Origin of the sequence: Octadecabacter temperatus (genome assembly GCF_001187845.1) — a bacterium.
GTDB lineage: Bacteria > Pseudomonadota > Alphaproteobacteria > Rhodobacterales > Rhodobacteraceae > Octadecabacter > Octadecabacter temperatus.
This window is the reverse complement of the sequence record NZ_CP012160.1, coordinates 2676988-2696794: the sequence shown is the minus strand read 5'-3', so window position 1 is coordinate 2696794 and position 19807 is coordinate 2676988. Positions and strand designations below refer to the sequence as shown.

20 protein-coding genes are annotated in these 19807 nt (G+C 56.2%); 7 read left to right on the top strand and 13 right to left on the bottom strand.

The genetic code is table 11. The annotated features are described in order from the left end of the window. Nucleotides 1–72 precede the first annotated feature (72 nt). Nucleotides 73–525 (top strand): phytanoyl-CoA dioxygenase family protein, encoded by a 453-nt coding sequence (locus tag OSB_RS13505; RefSeq protein ID WP_143831354.1) that lies wholly within the window; start codon nucleotides 73–75, stop codon nucleotides 523–525. An 80-nt stretch (nucleotides 526–605) separates the two neighbouring features. Here OSB_RS13505 and OSB_RS13500 read toward each other — a convergent pair whose 3' ends face one another. The 6 genes from OSB_RS13500 to OSB_RS13475 form a co-directional block, all read right to left on the bottom strand. Beyond that, entirely contained in the window at nucleotides 606–1073 is a 468-nt protein-coding gene (locus OSB_RS13500) for an Hsp20 family protein (RefSeq protein ID WP_049835488.1), read from the bottom strand. 160 nt (nucleotides 1074–1233) lie between these two features. Further along, nucleotides 1234–2046, bottom strand: coding sequence for a trypsin-like serine peptidase (locus OSB_RS13495; RefSeq protein WP_049835487.1), 813 nt, complete (start codon nucleotides 2044–2046; stop codon nucleotides 1234–1236). Between the two features lie 56 nt (nucleotides 2047–2102). Further along, nucleotides 2103–3422, bottom strand: coding sequence for a glycolate oxidase subunit GlcF (gene glcF / locus OSB_RS13490; RefSeq protein WP_049835486.1), 1320 nt, complete (start codon nucleotides 3420–3422; stop codon nucleotides 2103–2105). Between the two features lies 1 nt (nucleotide 3423). Beyond that, the gene (locus tag OSB_RS13485) at nucleotides 3424–3729 is read right to left on the bottom strand and encodes a hypothetical protein (RefSeq protein ID WP_049835485.1); all 306 of its coding nucleotides are present in this window, start codon (nucleotides 3727–3729) and stop codon (nucleotides 3424–3426) included. An 11-nt stretch (nucleotides 3730–3740) separates the two neighbouring features. Next, on the bottom strand, nucleotides 3741–4868 hold the full coding sequence (gene glcE / locus OSB_RS13480) for a glycolate oxidase subunit GlcE (protein WP_049835484.1): 1128 nt from the start codon (nucleotides 4866–4868) through the stop codon (nucleotides 3741–3743). 4 nt (nucleotides 4869–4872) lie between these two features. Beyond that, entirely contained in the window at nucleotides 4873–6312 is a 1440-nt protein-coding gene (locus OSB_RS13475) for an FAD-linked oxidase C-terminal domain-containing protein (protein ID WP_049835483.1), read from the bottom strand. A gap of 81 nt (nucleotides 6313–6393) precedes the next feature. Between OSB_RS13475 and OSB_RS13470 the strand changes: the two genes are divergently transcribed. Then, complete coding sequence (locus tag OSB_RS13470) at nucleotides 6394–7104, top strand: DUF599 domain-containing protein (RefSeq protein WP_049835482.1); 711 nt, start codon at nucleotides 6394–6396, stop codon at nucleotides 7102–7104. 35 nt (nucleotides 7105–7139) lie between these two features. Further along, nucleotides 7140–7472, top strand: coding sequence for a hypothetical protein (locus OSB_RS13465; protein ID WP_049836175.1), 333 nt, complete (start codon nucleotides 7140–7142; stop codon nucleotides 7470–7472). Between the two features lie 9 nt (nucleotides 7473–7481). Here OSB_RS13465 and OSB_RS13460 read toward each other — a convergent pair whose 3' ends face one another. From OSB_RS13460 to OSB_RS13440, 5 genes are all read right to left on the bottom strand, one after another. After that, complete coding sequence (locus OSB_RS13460; protein ID WP_049835481.1) at nucleotides 7482–7679, bottom strand: hypothetical protein; 198 nt, start codon at nucleotides 7677–7679, stop codon at nucleotides 7482–7484. Further along, entirely contained in the window at nucleotides 7676–9748 is a 2073-nt protein-coding gene (locus OSB_RS13455; RefSeq protein ID WP_049835480.1) for a hypothetical protein, read from the bottom strand. Before OSB_RS13455 ends, OSB_RS13460 begins: the two co-directional genes overlap by 4 nt. Before the next feature lie 33 nt (nucleotides 9749–9781). Further along, on the bottom strand, nucleotides 9782–12541 hold the full coding sequence (locus tag OSB_RS13450; RefSeq protein ID WP_049835479.1) for a DUF4159 domain-containing protein: 2760 nt from the start codon (nucleotides 12539–12541) through the stop codon (nucleotides 9782–9784). Between the two features lie 79 nt (nucleotides 12542–12620). Beyond that, nucleotides 12621–13496 (bottom strand): DUF58 domain-containing protein, encoded by an 876-nt coding sequence (locus OSB_RS13445; protein WP_049835478.1) that lies wholly within the window; start codon nucleotides 13494–13496, stop codon nucleotides 12621–12623. Next, nucleotides 13493–14500, bottom strand: a complete 1008-nt coding sequence (locus OSB_RS13440; protein ID WP_049835477.1) for an AAA family ATPase — start codon at nucleotides 14498–14500, stop codon at nucleotides 13493–13495. Before OSB_RS13440 ends, OSB_RS13445 begins: the two co-directional genes overlap by 4 nt. A gap of 65 nt (nucleotides 14501–14565) precedes the next feature. Between OSB_RS13440 and OSB_RS13435 the strand changes: the two genes are divergently transcribed. The 4 genes from OSB_RS13435 to OSB_RS13420 all read left to right on the top strand — a co-directional run bounded on the left by OSB_RS13435 (nucleotide 14566) and on the right by OSB_RS13420 (nucleotide 17060). Beyond that, on the top strand, nucleotides 14566–15159 hold the full coding sequence (locus OSB_RS13435; protein ID WP_049835476.1) for a DUF1285 domain-containing protein: 594 nt from the start codon (nucleotides 14566–14568) through the stop codon (nucleotides 15157–15159). Nucleotides 15160–15185: 26 nt separating this feature from the next. After that, a complete protein-coding gene (locus OSB_RS13430) occupies nucleotides 15186–15914 on the top strand; it encodes a hydroxypyruvate isomerase family protein (RefSeq protein ID WP_327196186.1) in 729 nt (242 codons plus the stop codon). A gap of 73 nt (nucleotides 15915–15987) precedes the next feature. Beyond that, the gene (locus OSB_RS13425) at nucleotides 15988–16371 is read left to right on the top strand and encodes a VOC family protein (RefSeq protein WP_049835474.1); all 384 of its coding nucleotides are present in this window, start codon (nucleotides 15988–15990) and stop codon (nucleotides 16369–16371) included. After that, entirely contained in the window at nucleotides 16371–17060 is a 690-nt protein-coding gene (locus OSB_RS13420) for a helix-turn-helix transcriptional regulator (RefSeq protein ID WP_049835473.1), read from the top strand. The genes OSB_RS13425 and OSB_RS13420 overlap by 1 nt, the downstream gene beginning before the upstream one ends. 59 nt (nucleotides 17061–17119) lie before the next feature. Here OSB_RS13420 and OSB_RS13415 read toward each other — a convergent pair whose 3' ends face one another. Then, complete coding sequence (locus tag OSB_RS13415; RefSeq protein ID WP_049835472.1) at nucleotides 17120–19225, bottom strand: vWA domain-containing protein; 2106 nt, start codon at nucleotides 19223–19225, stop codon at nucleotides 17120–17122. Then, nucleotides 19222–19758 carry an RNA polymerase sigma factor gene (locus tag OSB_RS13410; RefSeq protein ID WP_049836174.1) on the bottom strand — a complete coding sequence of 179 codons (537 nt, stop codon included), beginning with the start codon at nucleotides 19756–19758 and terminating at the stop codon, nucleotides 19222–19224. Before OSB_RS13410 ends, OSB_RS13415 begins: the two co-directional genes overlap by 4 nt. Nucleotides 19759–19807 lie beyond the last annotated feature (49 nt).

Sequence of the window (19807 nt, the reverse complement as noted above, 5' to 3'; positions counted from 1 at the left end):
GCGACCTCCGCCGCTATCAAGCCAGTTACTCAGGCGATTACGCCGCATTTCAGAGATTTTAAACCGGTACGAATGGTCTCCTTTTCCAAGACAAATGACGCGAATTGGCAAGTGCCTTGGCATCAGGATCGAGTCATTTTGGTACGAGATCGTATGAACGTTTCTGGCTTTACGAATTGGTCGAACAAGGTTGGGCAATGGCATTGCCAACCCCCGTCAGATGTACTTGAGGACATGCTGTTCGTACGTGTTTTTCTGGATTCGTGCGACGCTCAATCTGGCGGCATGGAGTTTGCGGTCGGCAGCCACGCAAACGGTATCGTTCCAGCCAGCGAAGCTGCAACTAACGCCGACCGCTTTCCGACGAGTATCGAAACGGCTGAAGCTGGGGACATCTTAGTTTTACCCATGCTTACCCTTCACCGCTCCGTGCCTGCGAAAGCGCCAAACGGTCGCCATGTCCTGCGGCTGGACTTTGCACGCTCTGCGCTTCCGGAACCGATGCTTTGGAGCGACTTCAAATAAGTCGTCAATGAAACGCAAAACGGACGCGCTGAGGGAGGGGCAGCGCGTCCGTTTCGTCGTCTTGGGAGGAGACGTCAGGGTTAGTTTACTTTGTCGCCTTCAATCACATCCTGCTCAACTTTCTGAGCTTTCGCGATTTCGATCCGGCGGGGTTTCAGGGCCTCAGGCACTTCGCGCGTGAGGTCGATGTTGAGCATACCGTTTTCATGGGACGCTCCCGTGACTTTCACATGATCGGCGAGATGGAAGCGGCGGCTGAATGCGCGGGTCGCGATGCCGCGGTGGAGGTATGTTCGCTCAACCTCGTCATCGGCCTTTTTCGCCGTGACGTGAAGCGCGTTCTCTTTGACTTCGACAGAGAGGTCTTCTTCGCCAAATCCGGCAACGGCAATCGAAATGCGCCAGCCATCATCAGCGGTTTTTTCAATGTTATAGGGCGGGTAGCTTTGGCTGCCTGTGTCGTTGGACAAGATGCGGTCCATCATATCTGTGATTTGGTCAAAGCCGACAGTGGCGCGGTGCAGTGGAGCCAGATTTAAAGTACGCATGGTGTATCCTTTTCAAAGCGATAACAATTTGTGCCTTCCCAAAGGGGCAAGGCGGGTGGTTCAGGACCCATGATTGGCATCCCGATACAGATTATTTGGGGAGGGGGCGTGCACTTTACAAGAGTTTGACGTGCAGCATTCAAGTAGCTTGAGCGGTGATTTACGGGCGGACGAACAAAGCGCCTGTATCATTGCGTTCGCCTGGACGAATGACGCGTGCCGAAGTGGGGGGTGTCGCAAACAGTCCGCGACCGTCTTCCAGTGCTAAGCGCAACGTGGCAATCGGTTCAGCAAGGTCCATGCCAAGCGCGACCTTAACGCCGTCCAATTCAGCCATTGCTGAGAACACTGATACAAGGCGTGGAACGCCGTTTTCATTGCGAAACACAGGCGCGCCAGAGGCCCCGAAATCAATTTCGCAACTCATCACCAGTAGGCCCGCTTGTTGGCCCGTGACGTCACAGGTTTCCTGTAACGACGGGCTTTCGGCGCGATCTTTGGCGTAGGACACAACACCAACCTGCGAGCCGCGAAGCAGACTCGTGGATAGCTCAAACGGTTCGATGCGCGTATTTCGGATCGGTTGGTCCAGCTGCAACAAGGCTACGTCATAGCGTACGACTTCCGAGGTCGTGTCAGAACGGTTGTCGTAAGAAGGGTGGATAACCGCGTTGCGAACCGACCGCGTGGCCTCGGCGCGGCCATTTCGCAGGCCTGCAAGGAACGAAATACGGTTGAAATCCACGGCTTGCCCACCGTTGGTTTCATACATGCAGTGGGCGGCGGTCAGGACTAAGTCAGGTGCGATCAACGTGCCGGTGCAAAACCCTTTGCCATCAATGTCTAGGCGACCAACGGCTTCCCAGCCGCGGGCGTCATTTCCGGTTTCCAAAGACTGTAGTTCACTGGTTTGGGCCTGCGCAGAAGCTGCAGCCATGATCCCAAAAGCCAATGATAAAAGTAATCTGCGCATGTTCTGCCCGTTGTTTCCCTGTAATTAGCGTTTCTTTAGGGCACAAATGTGGCGCATTACCGCAGGTTCGGCACTTCAGGTGCGCGTTTCCCGGGCTCTGTCAGGGCAGGGGGTTTTGGCCCGCCTGTTGCCCAGTCCAGCAGCTCCACGGTATGCACGATCGGGATCTCGGTCGCGCTGCCAATCTGCATCATGCAACCGATATTTCCGGCGGCGATAATGTCGGGCTTCACTGCTTCCAACGTCTGAATCTTGCGCGTTTTAAGCTGTTTGGAAATCTCTGGCTGCATCAGGTTGTATGTACCCGCAGAGCCGCAACATAGATGGCTGTCGGCAGGTTCAGCCACTTTGAAGCCAGCTTTTCTCAGCAAATCCTTCGGGAAAGTCTTAATCTGCTGACCGTGCTGCAACGAGCACGCCGCGTGATAAGCAACCGTCAGGTCAGGCGCGCCACCTTCCGGCAGGTCCAGTTTCATCAGTACTTCGGAAACATCCATCGCGATGCCTGCCACGGCATCCGCATCCGCAGCCAATTCTGTTTCACGGAACATGTGCCCGTAGTCTTTTACCGTGGTCCCGCAACCAGACGTGTTAATGACAATCGCATCGAGACCTCCATCCAGCATCTCAGCGCGCCATGCTTTGATATTCTTGGACGCCGCTGCGTGGCTTTCGGACGTTTTGCCCATGTGGTGGGTCAACGCCCCGCAGCATCCTTGTCCTTCAAGAACAACCACTTCGGCACCCAACCGTGTGAGCAAGCGGATAGTGGCATCGTTGATATCCGTGTTCAGCGCCTTTTGCGCACAGCCCGTCATCAGAGCTACACGCATCTTTTTGTTTTGCGCAGGAAAGGTCTGTGGATCATCATTGCGCGACACGGGTGGGATGGTTTTCGGGGCCATCTCTAGCATCGCCCGTAGGCGGGCATCCGGCATGAACCGCGCAAAGGGCCGTCCGATCTTGGCCCCAAGAAGCGCAACCCGAAACCGCATCGGATACGGCAAAATGCGCGCTAGAACCCAGCGCAAGGCACGGTCAGAGAGTGGGCGTTTATAAGTGTTTTCAATGTACTCACGCGCGTGATCAACAAGGTGCATGTAGTGTACCCCAGACGGGCAGGTCGTCATACAGGCCAGACATGACAGACAGCGGTCGATGTGTTTGACGGTCTTTTCATCTGGAACACGCTCGTTCTCCAGCATGTCTTTGATGAGGTAAATGCGCCCGCGTGGGCTGTCTAATTCATCGCCCAAAACTTGATACGTTGGACAGGTTGCTGTGCAAAAACCGCAATGGACACAGTTGCGCAAGATTTCATTGGAGCGCTTGAATTGCGGGTCCTTCAATTGGGCTTCGGTGAATGTTGTTTGCATATCAGCGTCCCGCCATGGCGTAGGAGATGAAAAGAAAGTGGGGAAAGAAAGTCGCGGTCAGCGCAATGGTCATCCGGCTCCAAACAGAGGTGGAGGGACGCGCCTTCAGTACAATAATCATTGCCAGCCCCGCGATCGCAGCACCCGTACCAAATGGCAGTACAAGCCGCGACAGGGTCGTTCCCATAGGCGCTACAAGCAAGAACAGCCCGATGCCGCCGGTCAACGCCGCTCCCGCAAGCGCCCAATGACGCGCTATCCAGCCAACTAAAACGGCAGCGGCACACGGTACTAACATAAATGTCATGACAGGTCCCATCACCCCATCAGCCCCGCATTCAAAATCCCACGTGGGTCGAATTTCGCGCGCAGCCCTTGCGACAACGCTGTAACAGTTGGGTTTTCGGGCTGGAAGACAGGTGCATCAGCGCGCATCGACGCCGACCCTTTGATCAAGGTGGCGTGACCACCCTTACCCGCGCTCATGTCTTGCAAAGCCTTGTGTGTCGCTTCTTCGGTTTCGGTCACGGCGAACCACATCAACCCACCGCCCCAGTCCATCGCCAAATCCGCCCCGCGGGTTTGCCCCAGGCTTTCGGCGAACTCAGGCGCAGCACTTGGTTTGATGGAAACTCGTGTAACGGCGCCGTGGTCTGCGAAACACTTCACATCCCGAATGTCGCGCCACATAGCGGCGCTCGCCGCATCCTCGGTTTGTGTGATCTCGCCAAATTTTGCGAGCAAGTCGCGTAGTTTCCCTGCACGATAAGCAACCGATGCCTCGAACCCTTCGATCCGGATATGAGCCAAACCGTTCACAAAAGCAGCACCCGTCACCTCAAACGGCGACCCTAACGCCGCTGACATAGCGGTAACACTGTCGCGCAACGTTAAGTCATGAAGCACCAATGTGGTTTCGGTTTCTGGTTTAGGCAGCACTTTCAAAGACACCTCACTTAGCACGCCCAATGTCCCATAAGACCCTGCCATCAGCTTTACCAAGTCGTAGCCAGTGACGTTCTTCATCACACGCCCACCGTTCTTGATGATCGTGCCCGACCCATCCACAAACCGCACGCCAAGCAGGTGGTCACGACATGCGCCAACCGAAATCCGGCGCGGGCCGCTTGCGTTGGTTGCAACGATGCCGCCGATGGTTGGCGTGCCTGAACTGCCCAGCAACCTGCGGTGGTCCATCGGCTCAAACGCAAGTCGCTGGTTTTCAGCGTCTAGCGCGGTTTCAATATCTGCAACTGGCGTTCCGGCTTGTGCGACGATCGTCAGCGCACCGGGTTCATAAAGCGTAACCCCATTTAGCCCAGCAGTGCTCAGGACATTACCATCGACAGGATTACCAATGTCGCGTGTGCCGCCACCGCGAATATGTAGCGGTCCCGGTGCCGCCTTCACGGATTCTGCCAGCTCTTGTTCTGTTTTTACAATCATCAAACTACTCCGCCGCCATTCGCCGCGATGCGCTGCTGTCGAGCGGAAATACTTTTGCAGGGTTCAACAACCACTCAGGGTCAAACACATCCTTCACAGCCATCTGAATATCCAAATCTTGTTGCGCATACTGGTGGGTCATCAGGTCCCGTTTTTCAATTCCAACACCATGCTCGCCGGTCAAACAGCCACCTGCATCGACACACAGCTTTAGGATTTCGGCCCCCATCGCCTCACACAGTTCCAGATCGCCCGGCTTGTTGGCATCATAGCAAATTAGAGGGTGCATATTGCCGTCGCCTGCGTGGAAAACGTTGCCGACCTTTAGGCCAAACTCATCAGACAACTCTCCAATACGGCGCAACACCATCGGGAGAGACGAGACGGGGATCGTGCCATCCAAACACATGTAGTCGCTGATCTGCCCAATCGCACCGAAGGCGGATTTACGGCCCAGCCAAATGCGGGCGGCCTCTTCTTCATCTTGCGCTTCGCGTAACTCAACTGGGTCGTGTTTGCGCGCAATGTCTTTGATCAATGCAAGCTGTTCATCGATTTCTTCAGGTGCGCCTTCGACTTCAACGATCAGCAGCGCGTTGCAATCAGGGTAGCCTGCTTTGGCGTAGTTTTCGGTTGTCTCAATGCACAAACGGTCCATGAATTCGATCGCCACAGGCAAAACACCCGCTTTGATAATATCGGCAACGCAGGCGCCTGCGACCTCGTTGTCGTTGAACGCCATGAGGACAGGACGCGCGCCTTCGGGTTTGCGTAAAATACGCAACGTGGCCTCGGTGACAACGCCAAGCTGCCCCTCTGATCCGCAGATCAAGCCCAGTAAGTCCAGGCCCGCGGCATCCAGATTTTCGCCACCGATCTCGGTGATTGTGCCATCCATCAGCACCATTTTGACGCCCATTAGGTTGTTCGTCGTCACACCGTATTTCAAGCAATGTGCCCCGCCGGAATTCATCGCAACGTTGCCTGCAATGGCGCAAGCGAGCTGACTGGACGGGTCAGGTGCATAGAAGAAATCCATCTCCTCAACCGCGCCTGTAACACTTAGGTTTGTGCGACCGGATTGAACGCGAATGTAGCGATCCTCGTAGTTGGTTTCCAACACACCGTTTAGCCGCGCGACGCCTAAGATCACGCAGTCTGCGGTGGGCAAAGCCCCCCCCGCCAATGACGTGCCAGAACCGCGTGGTACTACAGGCACGCCCATCTCATGGCACAGCTTCAAAACGGCCGCGACTTCCTCTGTTGAGGCAGGAAGCACCGCACAAAGCGGCGGACATTTGTATGCGGTCAAGGCATCGCACTCATAAGCGCGGACTTCAGATTCGGTATGGATTACGGCTCCAATCGGCAAAACTGACTGCAAACGTTCAACAATTTGCGATTTCCGTGACAACACGTTCTGGTTTGGAGTTGGCATTTCCATGAGAGACATCCTTTAATTGGTAAATAAATATAACCAATTTGAAGTCGTGTCTATGGCGTTAAATCCAGCTAGGGTCCGAACATGGAAACTATCACAAATTTAGGCAGCCTGAACGGGCTAGATATCATTGCGTTGCTGATTTTCGTTGCCGTCTGGCAAGGTATCAGCTGGTGGATCGAACACCCCACCGCAAAGCACCCTTCGGTGACCGTTTTGATGTCGGAATACCGGCGAAAGTGGATGCTGGTTATGATCACGCGCCAGCCTAGAATTTTTGACGCGCAAATGATGACGAGCCTGCGCCAAGGCACGTCCTTTTTCGCCTCGACTTCATTGCTGGCTATGGGGGGGCTGTTGGCCTTGATCGGCAATGTAGACCCTTTACAGAACGTCACCATGCAGATCGGTCATTTGGAAACCCCTGCAATGGAGCTTCAAACAAAACTGCTATTGGTGCTTGTTCTTTTGGGCAATGCATTCCTGAAATTCGTCTGGGCAAACCGTGTGTTTGGGTATTGCTCGGTGATGATGGGCGCGGTTCCAAATGACCCTGCTGACCCGCAAGCCGTTCCATTGGCACGCAAAGCAGCGGAACTGAACATCCGCGCAGCAATGAATTTTAACCGTGGGCTTCGGTCTATGTACTTTGCACTGGGGGCAGTTGCGTGGATCGCTGGCGCATGGGCGCTTCTTGCGGCGTGTCTGGCGATCGGATTTCTTGTCTGGTCTCGCGAGTTCACATCGATACCGCGCGAAATTATCTTAAACGATATTCCCGACACCAAAGTGTGATTGGGAATGGCGGTGAAGTGTTGTACTTTGCAGATATGAAAAAATTAGCACTTCTTTTGCTAACAGTTTCACCCGCGTTTGCAGACACTGCGGTTGTCGAAGCTGTGGCTTTTAGCAATGGCCGCTTTGATGTGACCTTGTCGCATCCCGACACCGGATGGGAGCATTACGCGGACGGTTGGCGCATAGAATTGGCCGACGGTACGATCCTTGGCACGCGTGTTCTCGCGCACCCGCATGTGAACGAACAGCCATTTACACGGTCCGATCAGATTGCGGTTCCTGACGGTGTGACCGAAGTCTTTGTGCGCACGTCTGACAATGTTGATGGTTGGGCTGACGATACGACACCCTTCGTACTTCCATAGAGCAGAACCCTATTTGGCTCTTTTGTCTTTTTGGTTCTGCAAATGATCGGGAGGGGTCGTGCCACCCGTCGCGCGCCAGTTCTTATGTTGCTGAGAATCTAGCGGCGAACGCATCGTGATGAGCTTTCGAATATTCCAAAGCGCTAGAATGACGACGCCCAGCACAACATAACCAATTGCGCCAAGGGATTGGACGAACTCGATCATCTGCGACCTTCACGCAGCCACGCGCCAATCACCAGCATGCCCGCCAATAGCAATGCCAGCCACGCCGGCATTAGCGGTGTAACACTGACATCTGCGGTCCGGTAAGCGTCCCGTGGAGTTACCCCGATCCAACCGCGCCCAAAAGCAACGCGCCCTGCACGTACATCGCGTAGGGAAGGCTGCCCGTCTGGAATCGTAATAATGCCGCCATTTGTTGATGCGACGAGGTCGGCCAACACTTCACCACTGGCAATTGTCTGTTCAAACTCACGCGGTGCGGCGGGCCCTAGTGCTACGACTGTTTCGATATCTCCGTCACGTAAACGGTACAGCCCAACTTCAGGCGCTTCCCAAAGCAGTTCGTAGCGCCCTGGTGATACTTCTTCCAAAGTCACGATTGTTTCAGTCCCATCAGGATGAATGATCGTGATGTCGCCCGTTTCTTCGTTCAACGTGCGGCGAATGATCCGCATGTTAAGCCCATTGGGTTCGATCCAAAGGGCTTCTTCTTCAAGTTCGGGTTCTTTCATCATCCAGTGGGCGAGGCGGCGCAGCAATTCCAATTGCGGCCCACCACCTTCAAAACCACGGTCCCAAAGCCAAGCATGATCGGACGCCATCAACGCCACGCGCCCTTCGCCGATACGTTCTAACATCAACAAAGGTTGCGTATTGATGCCAGACATAATGACGGTGGAATCCTCAGACGGTAAAACCTCGATCTGGCGAAGCCAACGACCCCAACCTGGCACCCCGTCCTCGCCTGCATTTGGGGCAAATGCCTCAAGGCCCTCAGTCACTGGATGGCGTTGACCAAGGTCCGTAATCATCGGTGTAAAGCCTTCTTCATAGACCCGTGCCGTAGGGCGACCCGGTAGAACTTCGCCAAGTGGTGAGCGATAGATGCTATCGGCGCTGGCATAATCCGGACCAGCCGAAATCAACACCGCACCACCCTCTTGAACGTAGGTCGCAATGCTTTCGAAATAAGCAGACGGAAGGATACCCCGTCGTTTGTAGCGATCAAAAATGATGAGGTCGAACTCATCAATCTTCTCCAAGAACAGCTCGCGCGTTGGGAAGGCGATCAACGACAATTCGTTCACAGGCACGCCGTCTTGCTTTTCCGGTGGGCGCAGAATGGTGAAGTGCACCAGATCAACGGAGCTGTCGGATTTGAGCAAGTTGCGCCACGTCCGTTCCCCCGCATGGGGTTCCCCGCTGACCAAAAGCACACGCAAACGATCTCGCACACCGTTGATTTGTACAACGGCTTCGTTGTTGCGATCTGTCAGCTCACCCTCAACGCTGGGGGTTGCGAACTGCATCACATTCATGCCGCCGTGGGGTAGATCGATTGGCAGCTCAACGTCTTGGTTCACGGGTACCTGAAACGCCAATGGCGCTCCGCCATCAATCGCAATCGTCAGGTCGACGAAATCAGCATCAGGTGCGGCACCTTGGTCTTCAACGCGCAGGGTCAGTGTCACAGGTTCGCCCAAAATCGCAAATGCGGGCGCGTTCTTCACCACAAGACGACGATCCCAATCGTCTTCATACCCTGTCAGAAGAACATGCAGTGGCGCGGGCAGTGCAACCGGGGCAGCTGGCAAATCATGTGCGCGACCGTCCGTAATCAGAACCATACCCGCGACCCGCGCTTGTGGTTCTTCCGCCAGTGCCTCGGACAATGCGGTCATCAGCTCGGTGCCCGCATCATCGACACCATCGCCCAACGTCAAAACCCGAAGTTCGGTGTTCGGGCGACGGGTGACTTCGGCCTGCAGGTTTGCCAATGCTTCAGCCGATTGCGCAGGACGATCAGAAATGCGTTGGCTTGCGCTTTCATCGACAACGGCGATGACAATATCAGCCAGTTGCGCACGGTCTTCGCGTTGTAAGGACGGGTTTGCAATTGCACCTAGAATTACAATCGCCGCTAGCGCGCGCAACGCCCAACCAAGCAACCTGCGCCAAACCGCAATCAGCAGTCCGACTGCCACTAACGCGGCAAGACCATAAAGCACAACAAGCGGAACCAATGGGTCGAGAATGACATTACCAATCATGCGCGCCACCCTTCTTCGTTAAATTCCGCATCATCATTGCCCCAACCGATCCAGCAGGGAAGGCACGTGGACCTGATCCGACTTATAGTTACCCGTCAACACATGCATGATCAGGTTCACACCAAAGCGCAGCGCAATTTCACGTTGCCGATTGCCCGCTTGCCCACGCCCAATCGGAACAAGTGGATTGCCAAGCTGGTCCGTGGCCCATGCCGCCGCCCAATCATTCCCGCCAATCACAACTGGTGTGACGCCATCATTCAGGTCACGAAACGGCATGCCTTCAGACAGTTCAGCGTCCGCAGGGGCGGCCTCAACCCAAACATCACGGCCAGGGTGACGGCCCGGAAAATCTTGGAGCAAATAGAACGTGCGCGTCAGCACATGGTCTTGCGGGATGGGTTCCAGCGCCGGAATATCTAGACCACGTGCAATCGCTTGTAGCTTGCGTCCTGCGGGCGAGGACGAGCCGAAACGCGCAAGGTCTGCATCGCGCGTATCAAACAGGATCATTCCGCCCGAACGAAGATAGCGGTTCAGCTTGGTGTATGCCTCTCGGGTCGGCAATTGCTGATCGGCAGTTATGGGCCAGTAGATGAACGGGAAGAACGCCAGCTCGTCGGTTTCAAGGTCAATGCCTACCGGAAAGGACGGCTCAATTGAGGTGCGTTGGAATAGCGTGTTGGACAGCCCGTAAAGCCCAGCATCCGACATCTCATCAACGCGGGTGTCACCTGTGATGACATAGGCCAATACGACGTCAGCAGTCGACGTGATTGCGAAACTGTCCTCTTGCGCGCGCACGTTTTGCGGAGCGAAAAGCAAAGCAACCAAAACCGTCGCCGCAGCACTTGCACGCGGGCCACGCAATCGACCAGACAAAGCCAATGACGCAATGATGTCGATGGTCAGCAGAACAAGCGCCGCAGCCAAAAGCCATCCCTTCAGCAGCGTTTCACGGACCACATCAAGCCCTTCAACAGCGATACGCGCAGGCCAAGTTGCCGCCGTGAGTGTTCCTTCGCGACCAATTGCATTCACTGCGATGCGACGGTCTTCGCCAGCATAAAGGCCGGGTAACATCGCTGCAGTCGGGCGTGCCGTCGCAAGGTCTTCTCCCGCAACGCCGGACAATGTGTCGGCGCGATCAAGTTCGCCAAAGGCATTTAATACGTCTTCGGGCATCCATATTGTTCCTGTTAGATCGTCAGCCGTCGGCGCGGCGGGACGTGTGGACACGGCGAGACGTTCCAGCATTTGCACAAACAACCCAGAAATCGGCAGCGTCGACCATTCTGCATTGGCTGTGACGTGGAACAACACAATTGATCCTTCGCCAGTAAGTTTGCGTGTCACAAGCGGGGTACCATCCGCCAACTGCGCAATAACGCGGCTAGCCAATGTCGGGTCCGGTTGCGCCATAACTTGGGCGGTGATCGCCACATCGTTCGGGATTGGCAGGCCAAAGAACGGGCTGGTGTCTGGGAACGGCGCAAGCTCTTTGGGTTCTCCCCATGACATCGCTCCACCAATGGAGCGTCCGCCAACGCGCAGGCGGACGGGCATCAACGGGTCTTCGTCAATGCGGCTAATGTCGGACGCGGCAAGGCGTGGACCTGCGAAGCGGACCAGCAAGCCGCCGTTCTCAACCCACTCGATCATAGTGTCAGTTTCAATGGCTGTCATCGTCGCCACATCAGCAAGAATGATCACATCAGGATTGGCAAGAAGGACGTCTTCGAGCGAGCCTTCAATCAGGTCTGCCGTTGGGATAAGTGCCCGTTCTAGGTAGTGAAGCGGGGAAAGCAGTTCCAGCGCTTCACGCTCGCTTGCACCAGCCAACAAGGCAACTTCGCGACGTTTCAACGCGTCATCCGTTAGGGTGACCGCACCAGCTGAGCGTACGCCACGAATTTCAAAACGGGTCACGCGGTTGCGTAACTCGGGGGGAAGATCGAAAGTTGCAGTCGTTTCTGTACTGCCGGCCTCAAAGCTCGCAGGTGCGGTTGCAAGCTGGCGTTCGATGCCCGCCGGATCAAGGCCGATTGCGGCAACACTGGTTTGCGAGCCAACGCCACTTGCCGCACGCAGGACTGTTACGGAAACGTCGCCGTCAACAACCTGTGCGGCGCGCAGCCCAAAGATGGGGCGAGGCGATTCAAACGCGGTGACTGTTCCATGGGTTTCAAGCACGGAGAGCAAGGTTTCGCGGCCGTCACGTGCGAGGCCGTCTGACATCCAGAATGTGTCGAAGGATCCGGTCAGGGTTTTAGCCCATTCCATAACCGCTTCTTCATTCGGCTCAAACGGGTGCGGCGTGAGCGCTGCAATCCGTTGCCCAACGGCTTGCGCATCTTGGAACACGGGTGCTTCTGGCGGCAAATCTGTGAGGGTTACGAGAGCCGCGGTGCGGCCATCGCGGGCGGCCTCAGCCAAAGCAGCATCAATCCGGTCAACGCGGCGTGGCCAGTCGCGGGCGTCGGCCCAAGTTCCGTCAACAAGGACCAACAATGGGCCCGAGCCCGGTGTTTCGTCTTTCGGATTCAACACAGGACCAGCGAAGGCAGTAATGATCGCGGCAACGGCGAGAAGGCGCAGAAGTAGGAGCCACCAAGGGGTTCGATCTGTTTGTGTGCTGTCGTCGGAAAGACCAAGCAATAGCGCGACACCAGGAAAGCGGCGGTGAATTGGTGCGGGTGGCACCGCACGAAGCAGTAGCCACAAAATTGGCAAGATGAGCAATCCGAGGAGCAGCCACGGGGTGGCGAAGGCGATGGGGCCGATGCTCAGCATGATTTAGTCCACCGTTGCTGGGGCGCTGCCCCGTCCTGCGGACTCCTAGGAATATTTGTGAAACAAAAGCAAATACGGTTCATGCGCGGCGTTCCAGTGCGGTGAAAGTCCAGAGCAAGGCAGAAGTCGCGGAACTATCGGTGTGATGGGTGTGAAATTGCCAACCAGTCGCGCGGGCGAGTTGGGACAGGCGATCCTTGCGCTCAGCGAGGCGATCTAAGTAGCGCGATTTTAGGTCGCGTGCTTTGAGAGTTTCGTGGCTCAGCGTGCCGGACATGGACTCAAAAATAGTGCGCCCATCGAAGGGAAAGGCTTCCTCGGTCGGGTCGAGGATTTGCACAAGCGCGCCGCGCACATCGCGTTCGGCGGCTTTTTGCATTGCGGTTTCTATGCCTTCGAGGTCGCCCATAAAGTCAGAGACAAACAGGGCGCGAGAATGGGGGAGCATGCCGTCCGCGTTTGGCGTGCCGAAGTCGTCGGAGTGGTCTTCCGACAAGAGCGCGGCCATTTGGGTGACTTGGGTTTCGCCGCGCCGTGGGGGGAGAAGATTACCTGTTAACCCAACACGTTCGCCGCCGCGCAGAAGTAGAATTGCAGTGGCTAGCGCGAGGGCGCGTGCGCGATCCGCTTTGGTTGTGCCGTCTTTGAGCGAGGTGAAAGACATCGATGCAGATTGATCGACCCAAAGAAGGATGGATTGTGCGATCTGCCATTCTTTGTCCTGCACGAACTGGGCGTCAGACCGTGCCGAGCGACGCCAATCAATGGCACGCATTTCGTCGTGGTTTTGCGCTGGCCGGTACTGCCAGAAGGTATCGCCAACACCTGCACGTCTGCGGCCATGATCGCCCACCATCACAGTCGCGGCGAGGTGTTCTGCTTCGGCCAACAGGGGCGGAAACGGCGCGGCGAGGCTTTCGGCACGTGACCTTAGAGAGAGGGGCGCATCGCTCATGCGGCTTTAGAAACGCTTGTGATTTGGGTCGCGACTTGGTCGATCACGTTGGCGAGGCTTTCGCCGCGGGCGCGGGCCGCGAAGGAAAGCGCCATACGGTGCGTCAACACAGGGGCAGCCATAGCACGCACGTCTTCGGCGGACGGAACAAGGCGCCCGTCAAGCAATGCGTTGGCGCGAACTGTCAGCATCAAAGCTTGTGCAGCACGCGGACCGGGCCCCCAGCTGACGGTGTCTTTAACCAAGTCGGGTGCTGTTTCATCATCTGGACGGCAGGCACGGACGAGGTCGAGGATCATTTCCACAATCGCATCACCCACTGGCATACGGCGCAGCAAGGTCTGTGCTTCGAGGAGTTCGTCGGCTGTGAAGACGGCGCTGGCCTCACCTTCAGCAACACCTGTCGTTGCGATCAGAATATCGCGTTCGGTTTCGCGGTCTGGGTAGGGCACGTCGATCTGGACAAGGAAACGGTCAAGTTGCGCTTCTGGTAACGGGTAGGTGCCTTCTTGCTCAATTGGGTTTTGCGTCGCGAGGACATGGAAAGGCGTTCCTAACGCGCGGTGTTCGCCCGCGATGGTGACTTCCTTTTCCTGCATCGCTTGCAGCAGTGCGGACTGGGTTCGCGGCGAGGCGCGGTTGATTTCATCAGCCATCAGAAGCTGACAGAACACAGGGCCTTCGATGAAGCGGAAATCACGGGTGCCATCAGCAGCGGTCTCCAGAACTTCGGAACCGAGGATATCAGCAGGCATAAGATCAGGCGTGAATTGGATCCGGTTGCCGTTTAGCCCCATTACCGTGGATAGCGTGTCGACCAGCATCGTCTTTCCCAAACCGGGCAAACCGATCAGCAATGCGTGTCCACCACATAGAAGCGAGGTTAGCGTCAGGTCCACGACGTTGTCTTGCCCGATGAAGCGTTTGGCGATGGACGCGCGGGCTTGCGCCAGTTTGCCGCCAAGGGTTTCGATCTGGGTCACAAGCTCTGCGTCGGAAGGCATGGCATTCTCTTTCTTTTGAAGCATATAGTCGCGGGATAGTTGAACAGATATCGCAGGCAAGCCCAATGGGGAAAACAAACGAAAGTGATGGATCGGTGACTGTTTCGGCGGAAAGTCTCGCATCGTCGGCACGCGCGGCGGCCAAAGTACGTGGTTTGCCCCCTGTTGAGAAGTGGAATCCGCCGTTTTGCGGTGATCTGGATATGCGGATCGCGCGGGACGGGACGTGGTTTTATTTGGGAACCCCGATAGGGCGGATTGAGCTAGTGAAGCTGTTTTCGACGATTATTCGCAAAGACGGGGACGACTATTTTCTGGTGACACCGGTTGAGAAGGTAGGAATCACTGTCGAAGATGCACCTTTCGTGGCGGTGGATTTTGAACGTGTTGGCGATAATTTGCGGTTCGAAACCAATGTCGGGGATTTTGCCGTGGCGGGGGCTGACCACCCAATTCGTGTGGTGCGGGATTCTGAAACGGGCGAGCCGAGCCCTTACGTTTTGGTGCGTCGCAACCTTGAGGCGTTGATAGATCGCAAATCGTTTTATCGGCTTGTCGATATTGGGGAGACGGCGAATCATGACGGCGAGGATTGGTTTGGCGTTAGGTCTGGCGGGCAATTTTTTCCGATCATTCCAGAGGCGGAGTTAGACGTTTAGTGTCGCGGTTCTGTGCAAACCTGACGATGCTGTTCACCGAATATCCTGTGCTTGAACGTCCGATTGAGGCGGCGAAAGCAGGGTTTGAAGGTGTGGAAATCCTTTTCCCGTATGACGTAAACGCAGCTGAGCTGGGCGCGGTGTTGGCACGGGCAAAGATGCCGCTGGCGCTGATAAACTGCCCACCCCCTAACTACATAGACCCAGATGGACCGCGCGGGTTCGCAGCGGTCGTTGGTGAAGAAACGCGGTTTCAGCAGTCTTTCCGACGCACGATCCGTTACGCAGGCGCGCTGGGCGCGGAGCATGTACATATTATGGCGGGCGTCGCCGAAGGGCCGGACGCGCGGGCGTGTTTCGTTGAAAACCTGAAATGGGCGGCGGCATTTGCGCCAAAGCAAAGCCTGACGATTGAGCCGATCAATACCCACGACATGCCGGGATATTTCCTGAACAGTTTCGATCTAGCGCTTGAGATGTTGGATGAAGTCGATGCGCCGAACCTGCATTTGCAATTTGATGCCTATCACGCCGCCCGAATCGAGGGCGACGTTTTGGGTGTTTGGGACAAGGTACGTCATAAAGTGGCGCATATTCAGGTCGGCGGCGTGCCGGATCGACATGAACCCGAAGGCGGTGATTTCGACTATCCAACTTTCTTTAAGCTACTGAAAAAGAATAACTATAAAGGGTGGATCAGCGGCGAATATCACCCAGTAGGACGGACCGAGGAAAATCTTTCTTGGATCAACTGACATGCTGCTGACAGTATGCTGTCAGCAGGGGTGTGCCAAAAGGCTCTCATCAACAAACTCAAGGAGATGAGAAATGACTGACCAACCCCAAACACAACCAATGACCGCATGGATCGAAATTCCGGTGACTGACCTCGACGCATCCCACAAGTTCTACGATGCCGCTTTTGGCTGGTCGTCCCAGTTGGTGACCGACATGGGCCCAAACCCGATTGTTATCCTGAACGGAGCTGACAACGGCGGCGGCGGGCACTTGTACCCGGGTAAGCCTGCGGCAAATTCTGGCACGACGGTTCATTTGACTGTGACCGATACGCTCGAAGCAACGGCCGAGCGCGTGGGCAAAGCTGGAGGACAGGTGCTTGGGCCGATCGTCGACATTCCGCCGGGTCGCTTTCAATACATGACTGATCTGGATGGCAACTCCATCGGCATGTTCGAAGTGAAAGCCGCTTAATGAGACGAGCCGACCGCCTTTTCCAGATTGTTCAATATCTGCGGGGCGGTCGGCTGCTTACGGCCCAGATGTTGGCCGAACGGCTCGAGGTCACAAAGCGGACCGTTTACCGCGACGTGGCGGATCTGGTCGGCTCTGGTGTGCCTATCGAGGGCGAGGCTGGCGTCGGGTATGTGATGAGGGCGGGGTACGACCTGCCGCCGCTTATGTTCAATTCAGAAGAAATAGTCGCACTTGTCGCCGGAGCGCGAATGATCCGTGCCTGGGGTGGTGCATCCATGGCGGCGGCAGCCGAAGAAGCGCTGGTCAAGATCGAGGCGGTGTTGCCCGATGAAGCCCGCGCGAAGGCTGCGGCGGTGCCTGTTCACGCGTTTACAATGCACAATATGACGGATGAAATTCGTGCGCGAATAGACCGGATTGAAGCGGCGGCGGACGGGCGTATTCGGTTAGAGCTGGATTACGCGGACCAGCATGGCGCGACGTCGCTTCGTATCATCCGCCCGCTTGGGCTGTGGTTTTGGGGAAAGGTTTGGACGGTCGTGGGGTGGTGTGAATTGCGCGATGACTTCCGGATGTTCCGTTTGGATCGAATTAAAGGAATGCAAGAAATCGGACCGTTCAAGGTTGAGAAAGGCCGGTCGTTGCGGGACTTTTATGCGACCGTCGATCGCGGTGCGCCTCGGTAACAGTGATGGCCGAAGGCAGCGTTGGATGCCTCCGGCGGTTTTTTGCGAAGATGACGGCGTTAGTTGCTCAGCGACTGCGCGAGACGCATGAGTTGCACTGCTTCCGTACGATAACCGAATTGGTCGTCTCCGCGGTTGGCATTGGCCAGCGCGATTGCGTCATCCCAGCCCCAATCGTTGAGGTAGGTGTTATCCCGAAGAAGTTGACCGAAGCCTGCAATTGAGGCCGCGAACAAGGCGTCAGTTCCCGGCGTTCCAGTGCTGGTGAACGGGGTTTCGATCAGCTGGCTATTATCTTCGCCCGGGGCTTTGTACCGCAGGCGCAGGAAGCCGAGCTCGTCAGAGGTGCTGGTTGTTTCGGCCGCTTGGTAGCGCAGTGGATCAGACAATTGCGCAGGCGAGCCAACGGGCGTGATTTCATAGATCGCCGTGACGGTGTGGCCCGCGCCAAGTTCACCAGCATCAACAGCGTCGTTGTTGAAATCCTCACGGTTCAGCGCGCGGGTTTCGTAGCCGATGAGACGATATTCGGCGATGGTCGCGGGGTTGAATTCCACTTGGATTTTTACATCATTGGCGATTGGGAACAACGCGCCGGTCAGATTGTCGACAAGAACTTTCTGCGCCTCAGACAAGGTGTCGATATAAGCCGCCGTTCCGTTGCCGTTTTGGGCTAGGGACTGCATCGTGGCGTCTTGCAGATTGCCGCGACCAAAGCCGAGGACGGACAGGTAGGTGCCACTGTCGCGTTTGTCTTCGATGTAGGTTTCAAGACCCCGTGGATCTGACAGGCCGACGTTGAAATCGCCGTCCGTGGCAAGGATCACGCGAGAGACGTCTCCGTCCTCAGTCATCGTCTGGGCCATCGCGTAAGCGGCTTCGATCCCGCCTTGGCCGTTGGTGGAGCCACCTGCACGCAGGTCACTTAGGGCTTTCAAGATTGCCGTACGGTCAGACGCTTGGGTCGGCTCCAGCGCGATTGAGGTTGAGCCCGCATAGGTAACGATTGCGACTTCATCTTCCGGGCGCAGGTTGTCGAGCATCAGGCGGAAGGACTGGCGCAGCAGGGGTAGTTTGTCGGCGGATTCCATTGATCCAGATGTGTCGATTAAGAACACGAGATTCAGCGGCGGGCGGTCTTCTACTGCGGGCATTTCGCCTTGGATGCCAATGTGGACCAATTGCGTGTCGGCGTTCCACGGCGTTTCGAAAACGTTGACAGTCGGTTGGAAGGGGTGCGGGCCTTCGGGTGCAGCGTAACCGTAAGGGAAATAGTTGATCAGTTCTTCGATGCGCACGGCGTCGGCAGGTGGAAGCTGGCCGCGTGTCAGGGAGGACCGGACGAGGGAATAGGCGGCGGTGTCCACGTCAATTGAGAATGTGGAAACTGGCTCGTGTGACGTGATTTTCAGCGGGTTCGGGACATCGTTAGCGAAAGCTTCGGTGGCGGCTTCGGGCTGGAGTTGGGCAGCCAAATCGTCAACCGTAAGACCACCAACGGAAAGGCCGGGCGTTCGGGGTGAAAGTTCGACACTGAGGTCAGAATAGAAGCCGTCTGCAGATTCCGGCATTACGGTATCATTGTAACCCAAAGTGGCTGTGCCAGAGAATGTTATGCCTGAAATGTCTGCATTCTCGACGGGTGAAGGGGAGGCGAGGGCGCTAGGATCGGCAGATTGCTGCTGAAGTGTTTCGGCGCGCACGCGGCTTTGAACCTCGTCGGCCATCACTGTTGGGACGACATCCAAAATCGGTTCCGCCATATTGGCAAGGCCGGCGTCATTGCTTTGCTCTTCAGTTTGGAGTGGCGTAGCCGGTCCGCCTTCGGTGCTACCTAACGCGACAGTATCCGGTGCGGCCACTTTCGCTGTTGTCGGGATGTTCAAAATATCGCGCCCTTGAGGGGTGCCGATCATGAAGCCGCAAGCGACGATGGCGGTGGTGACGGTCAATCCGCCACGAGATGTGAGATGTTTCAGCATGTCTTTTACTCCAGTCCATTTTGTTGGTCTGGTAGTGAGACGGGCGGCGTCGCGCGATCCTTGGAGATCGGCGAAGTTTTTTGTCGCGAGGGCGATATTTTCGGCCTTTCGCGCGGCATTTGGTGTGGGCATTGCGTCGTCCATTGCGGACTTGAGGTCGTCTAGATTGAATTCGTCACTCATGCTGCGCCCTCCTTTTCCTTAAGGGATTTCAAGTGTTTTCGAGCTTCTGAAAGACGCCAGCTAATGGTGCCTTCTGAAACGCCAAGAATTTCGCCAGCTTCGGAATGGGTCATATCATCTAGTACGAGGGCCAGTGTATCGCGCAGGTCTGGCGCGAGTTGGCGCATGGCTTGGGTCAGCCAATCAGCGCGTTCAGCGTTTTCCTCTATCACCGCCTGGCGGTTCAGTTCCCAATCGCCCCAGCCGTCTGCCGCTTTACCATGGGTGGCCTGTTTGCGGCGACGATCATGGGAGGCGTTAACGGCCACGCGGTACAGCCATGTGGTGACTTTCGATTGGCGTTTGTAGCTTGCGAGTTTGGCAGGCAGGGCGGCGCAAATGTCTTGGGTAAGGTCTTCAGCTTCGTGTTTTGAGCCCGTTAGCCGAAAACAAAGGCGAAACAGGCGGTCGTACTGGCGGGCGATCAGGCTAGAAAAAGCCTGTCCGTCGCCATTTGCCGCTGCTTGGGCCAAGTCTTCGTCGCTAACTGTCATACGCATCACTAGGGTATGACGGGGGTGAAACGTCAATCCTTGGAAGAAA

Coding starts and splice junctions, on each gene's coding strand:
- OSB_RS13505 (WP_143831354.1), top strand. CDS start 73: ATGGTCTCCTTTTCCAAGACAAATGACGCGAATTGGCAAGTGCCTTGG.
- OSB_RS13500 (WP_049835488.1), bottom strand. CDS start 1,073: ATGCGTACTTTAAATCTGGCTCCACTGCACCGCGCCACTGTCGGCTTT.
- OSB_RS13495 (WP_049835487.1), bottom strand. CDS start 2,046: ATGCGCAGATTACTTTTATCATTGGCTTTTGGGATCATGGCTGCAGCT.
- glcF (WP_049835486.1), bottom strand. CDS start 3,422: ATGCAAACAACATTCACCGAAGCCCAATTGAAGGACCCGCAATTCAAG.
- OSB_RS13485 (WP_049835485.1), bottom strand. CDS start 3,729: ATGACATTTATGTTAGTACCGTGTGCCGCTGCCGTTTTAGTTGGCTGG.
- glcE (WP_049835484.1), bottom strand. CDS start 4,868: ATGATTGTAAAAACAGAACAAGAGCTGGCAGAATCCGTGAAGGCGGCA.
- OSB_RS13475 (WP_049835483.1), bottom strand. CDS start 6,312: ATGGAAATGCCAACTCCAAACCAGAACGTGTTGTCACGGAAATCGCAA.
- OSB_RS13470 (WP_049835482.1), top strand. CDS start 6,394: ATGGAAACTATCACAAATTTAGGCAGCCTGAACGGGCTAGATATCATT.
- OSB_RS13465 (WP_049836175.1), top strand. CDS start 7,140: ATGAAAAAATTAGCACTTCTTTTGCTAACAGTTTCACCCGCGTTTGCA.
- OSB_RS13460 (WP_049835481.1), bottom strand. CDS start 7,679: ATGATCGAGTTCGTCCAATCCCTTGGCGCAATTGGTTATGTTGTGCTG.
- OSB_RS13455 (WP_049835480.1), bottom strand. CDS start 9,748: ATGATTGGTAATGTCATTCTCGACCCATTGGTTCCGCTTGTTGTGCTT.
- OSB_RS13450 (WP_049835479.1), bottom strand. CDS start 12,541: ATGCTGAGCATCGGCCCCATCGCCTTCGCCACCCCGTGGCTGCTCCTC.
- OSB_RS13445 (WP_049835478.1), bottom strand. CDS start 13,496: ATGAGCGATGCGCCCCTCTCTCTAAGGTCACGTGCCGAAAGCCTCGCC.
- OSB_RS13440 (WP_049835477.1), bottom strand. CDS start 14,500: ATGCCTTCCGACGCAGAGCTTGTGACCCAGATCGAAACCCTTGGCGGC.
- OSB_RS13435 (WP_049835476.1), top strand. CDS start 14,566: ATGGGGAAAACAAACGAAAGTGATGGATCGGTGACTGTTTCGGCGGAA.
- OSB_RS13430 (WP_327196186.1), top strand. CDS start 15,186: ATGCTGTTCACCGAATATCCTGTGCTTGAACGTCCGATTGAGGCGGCG.
- OSB_RS13425 (WP_049835474.1), top strand. CDS start 15,988: ATGACTGACCAACCCCAAACACAACCAATGACCGCATGGATCGAAATT.
- OSB_RS13420 (WP_049835473.1), top strand. CDS start 16,371: ATGAGACGAGCCGACCGCCTTTTCCAGATTGTTCAATATCTGCGGGGC.
- OSB_RS13415 (WP_049835472.1), bottom strand. CDS start 19,225: ATGAGTGACGAATTCAATCTAGACGACCTCAAGTCCGCAATGGACGAC.
- OSB_RS13410 (WP_049836174.1), bottom strand. CDS start 19,758: ATGACAGTTAGCGACGAAGACTTGGCCCAAGCAGCGGCAAATGGCGAC.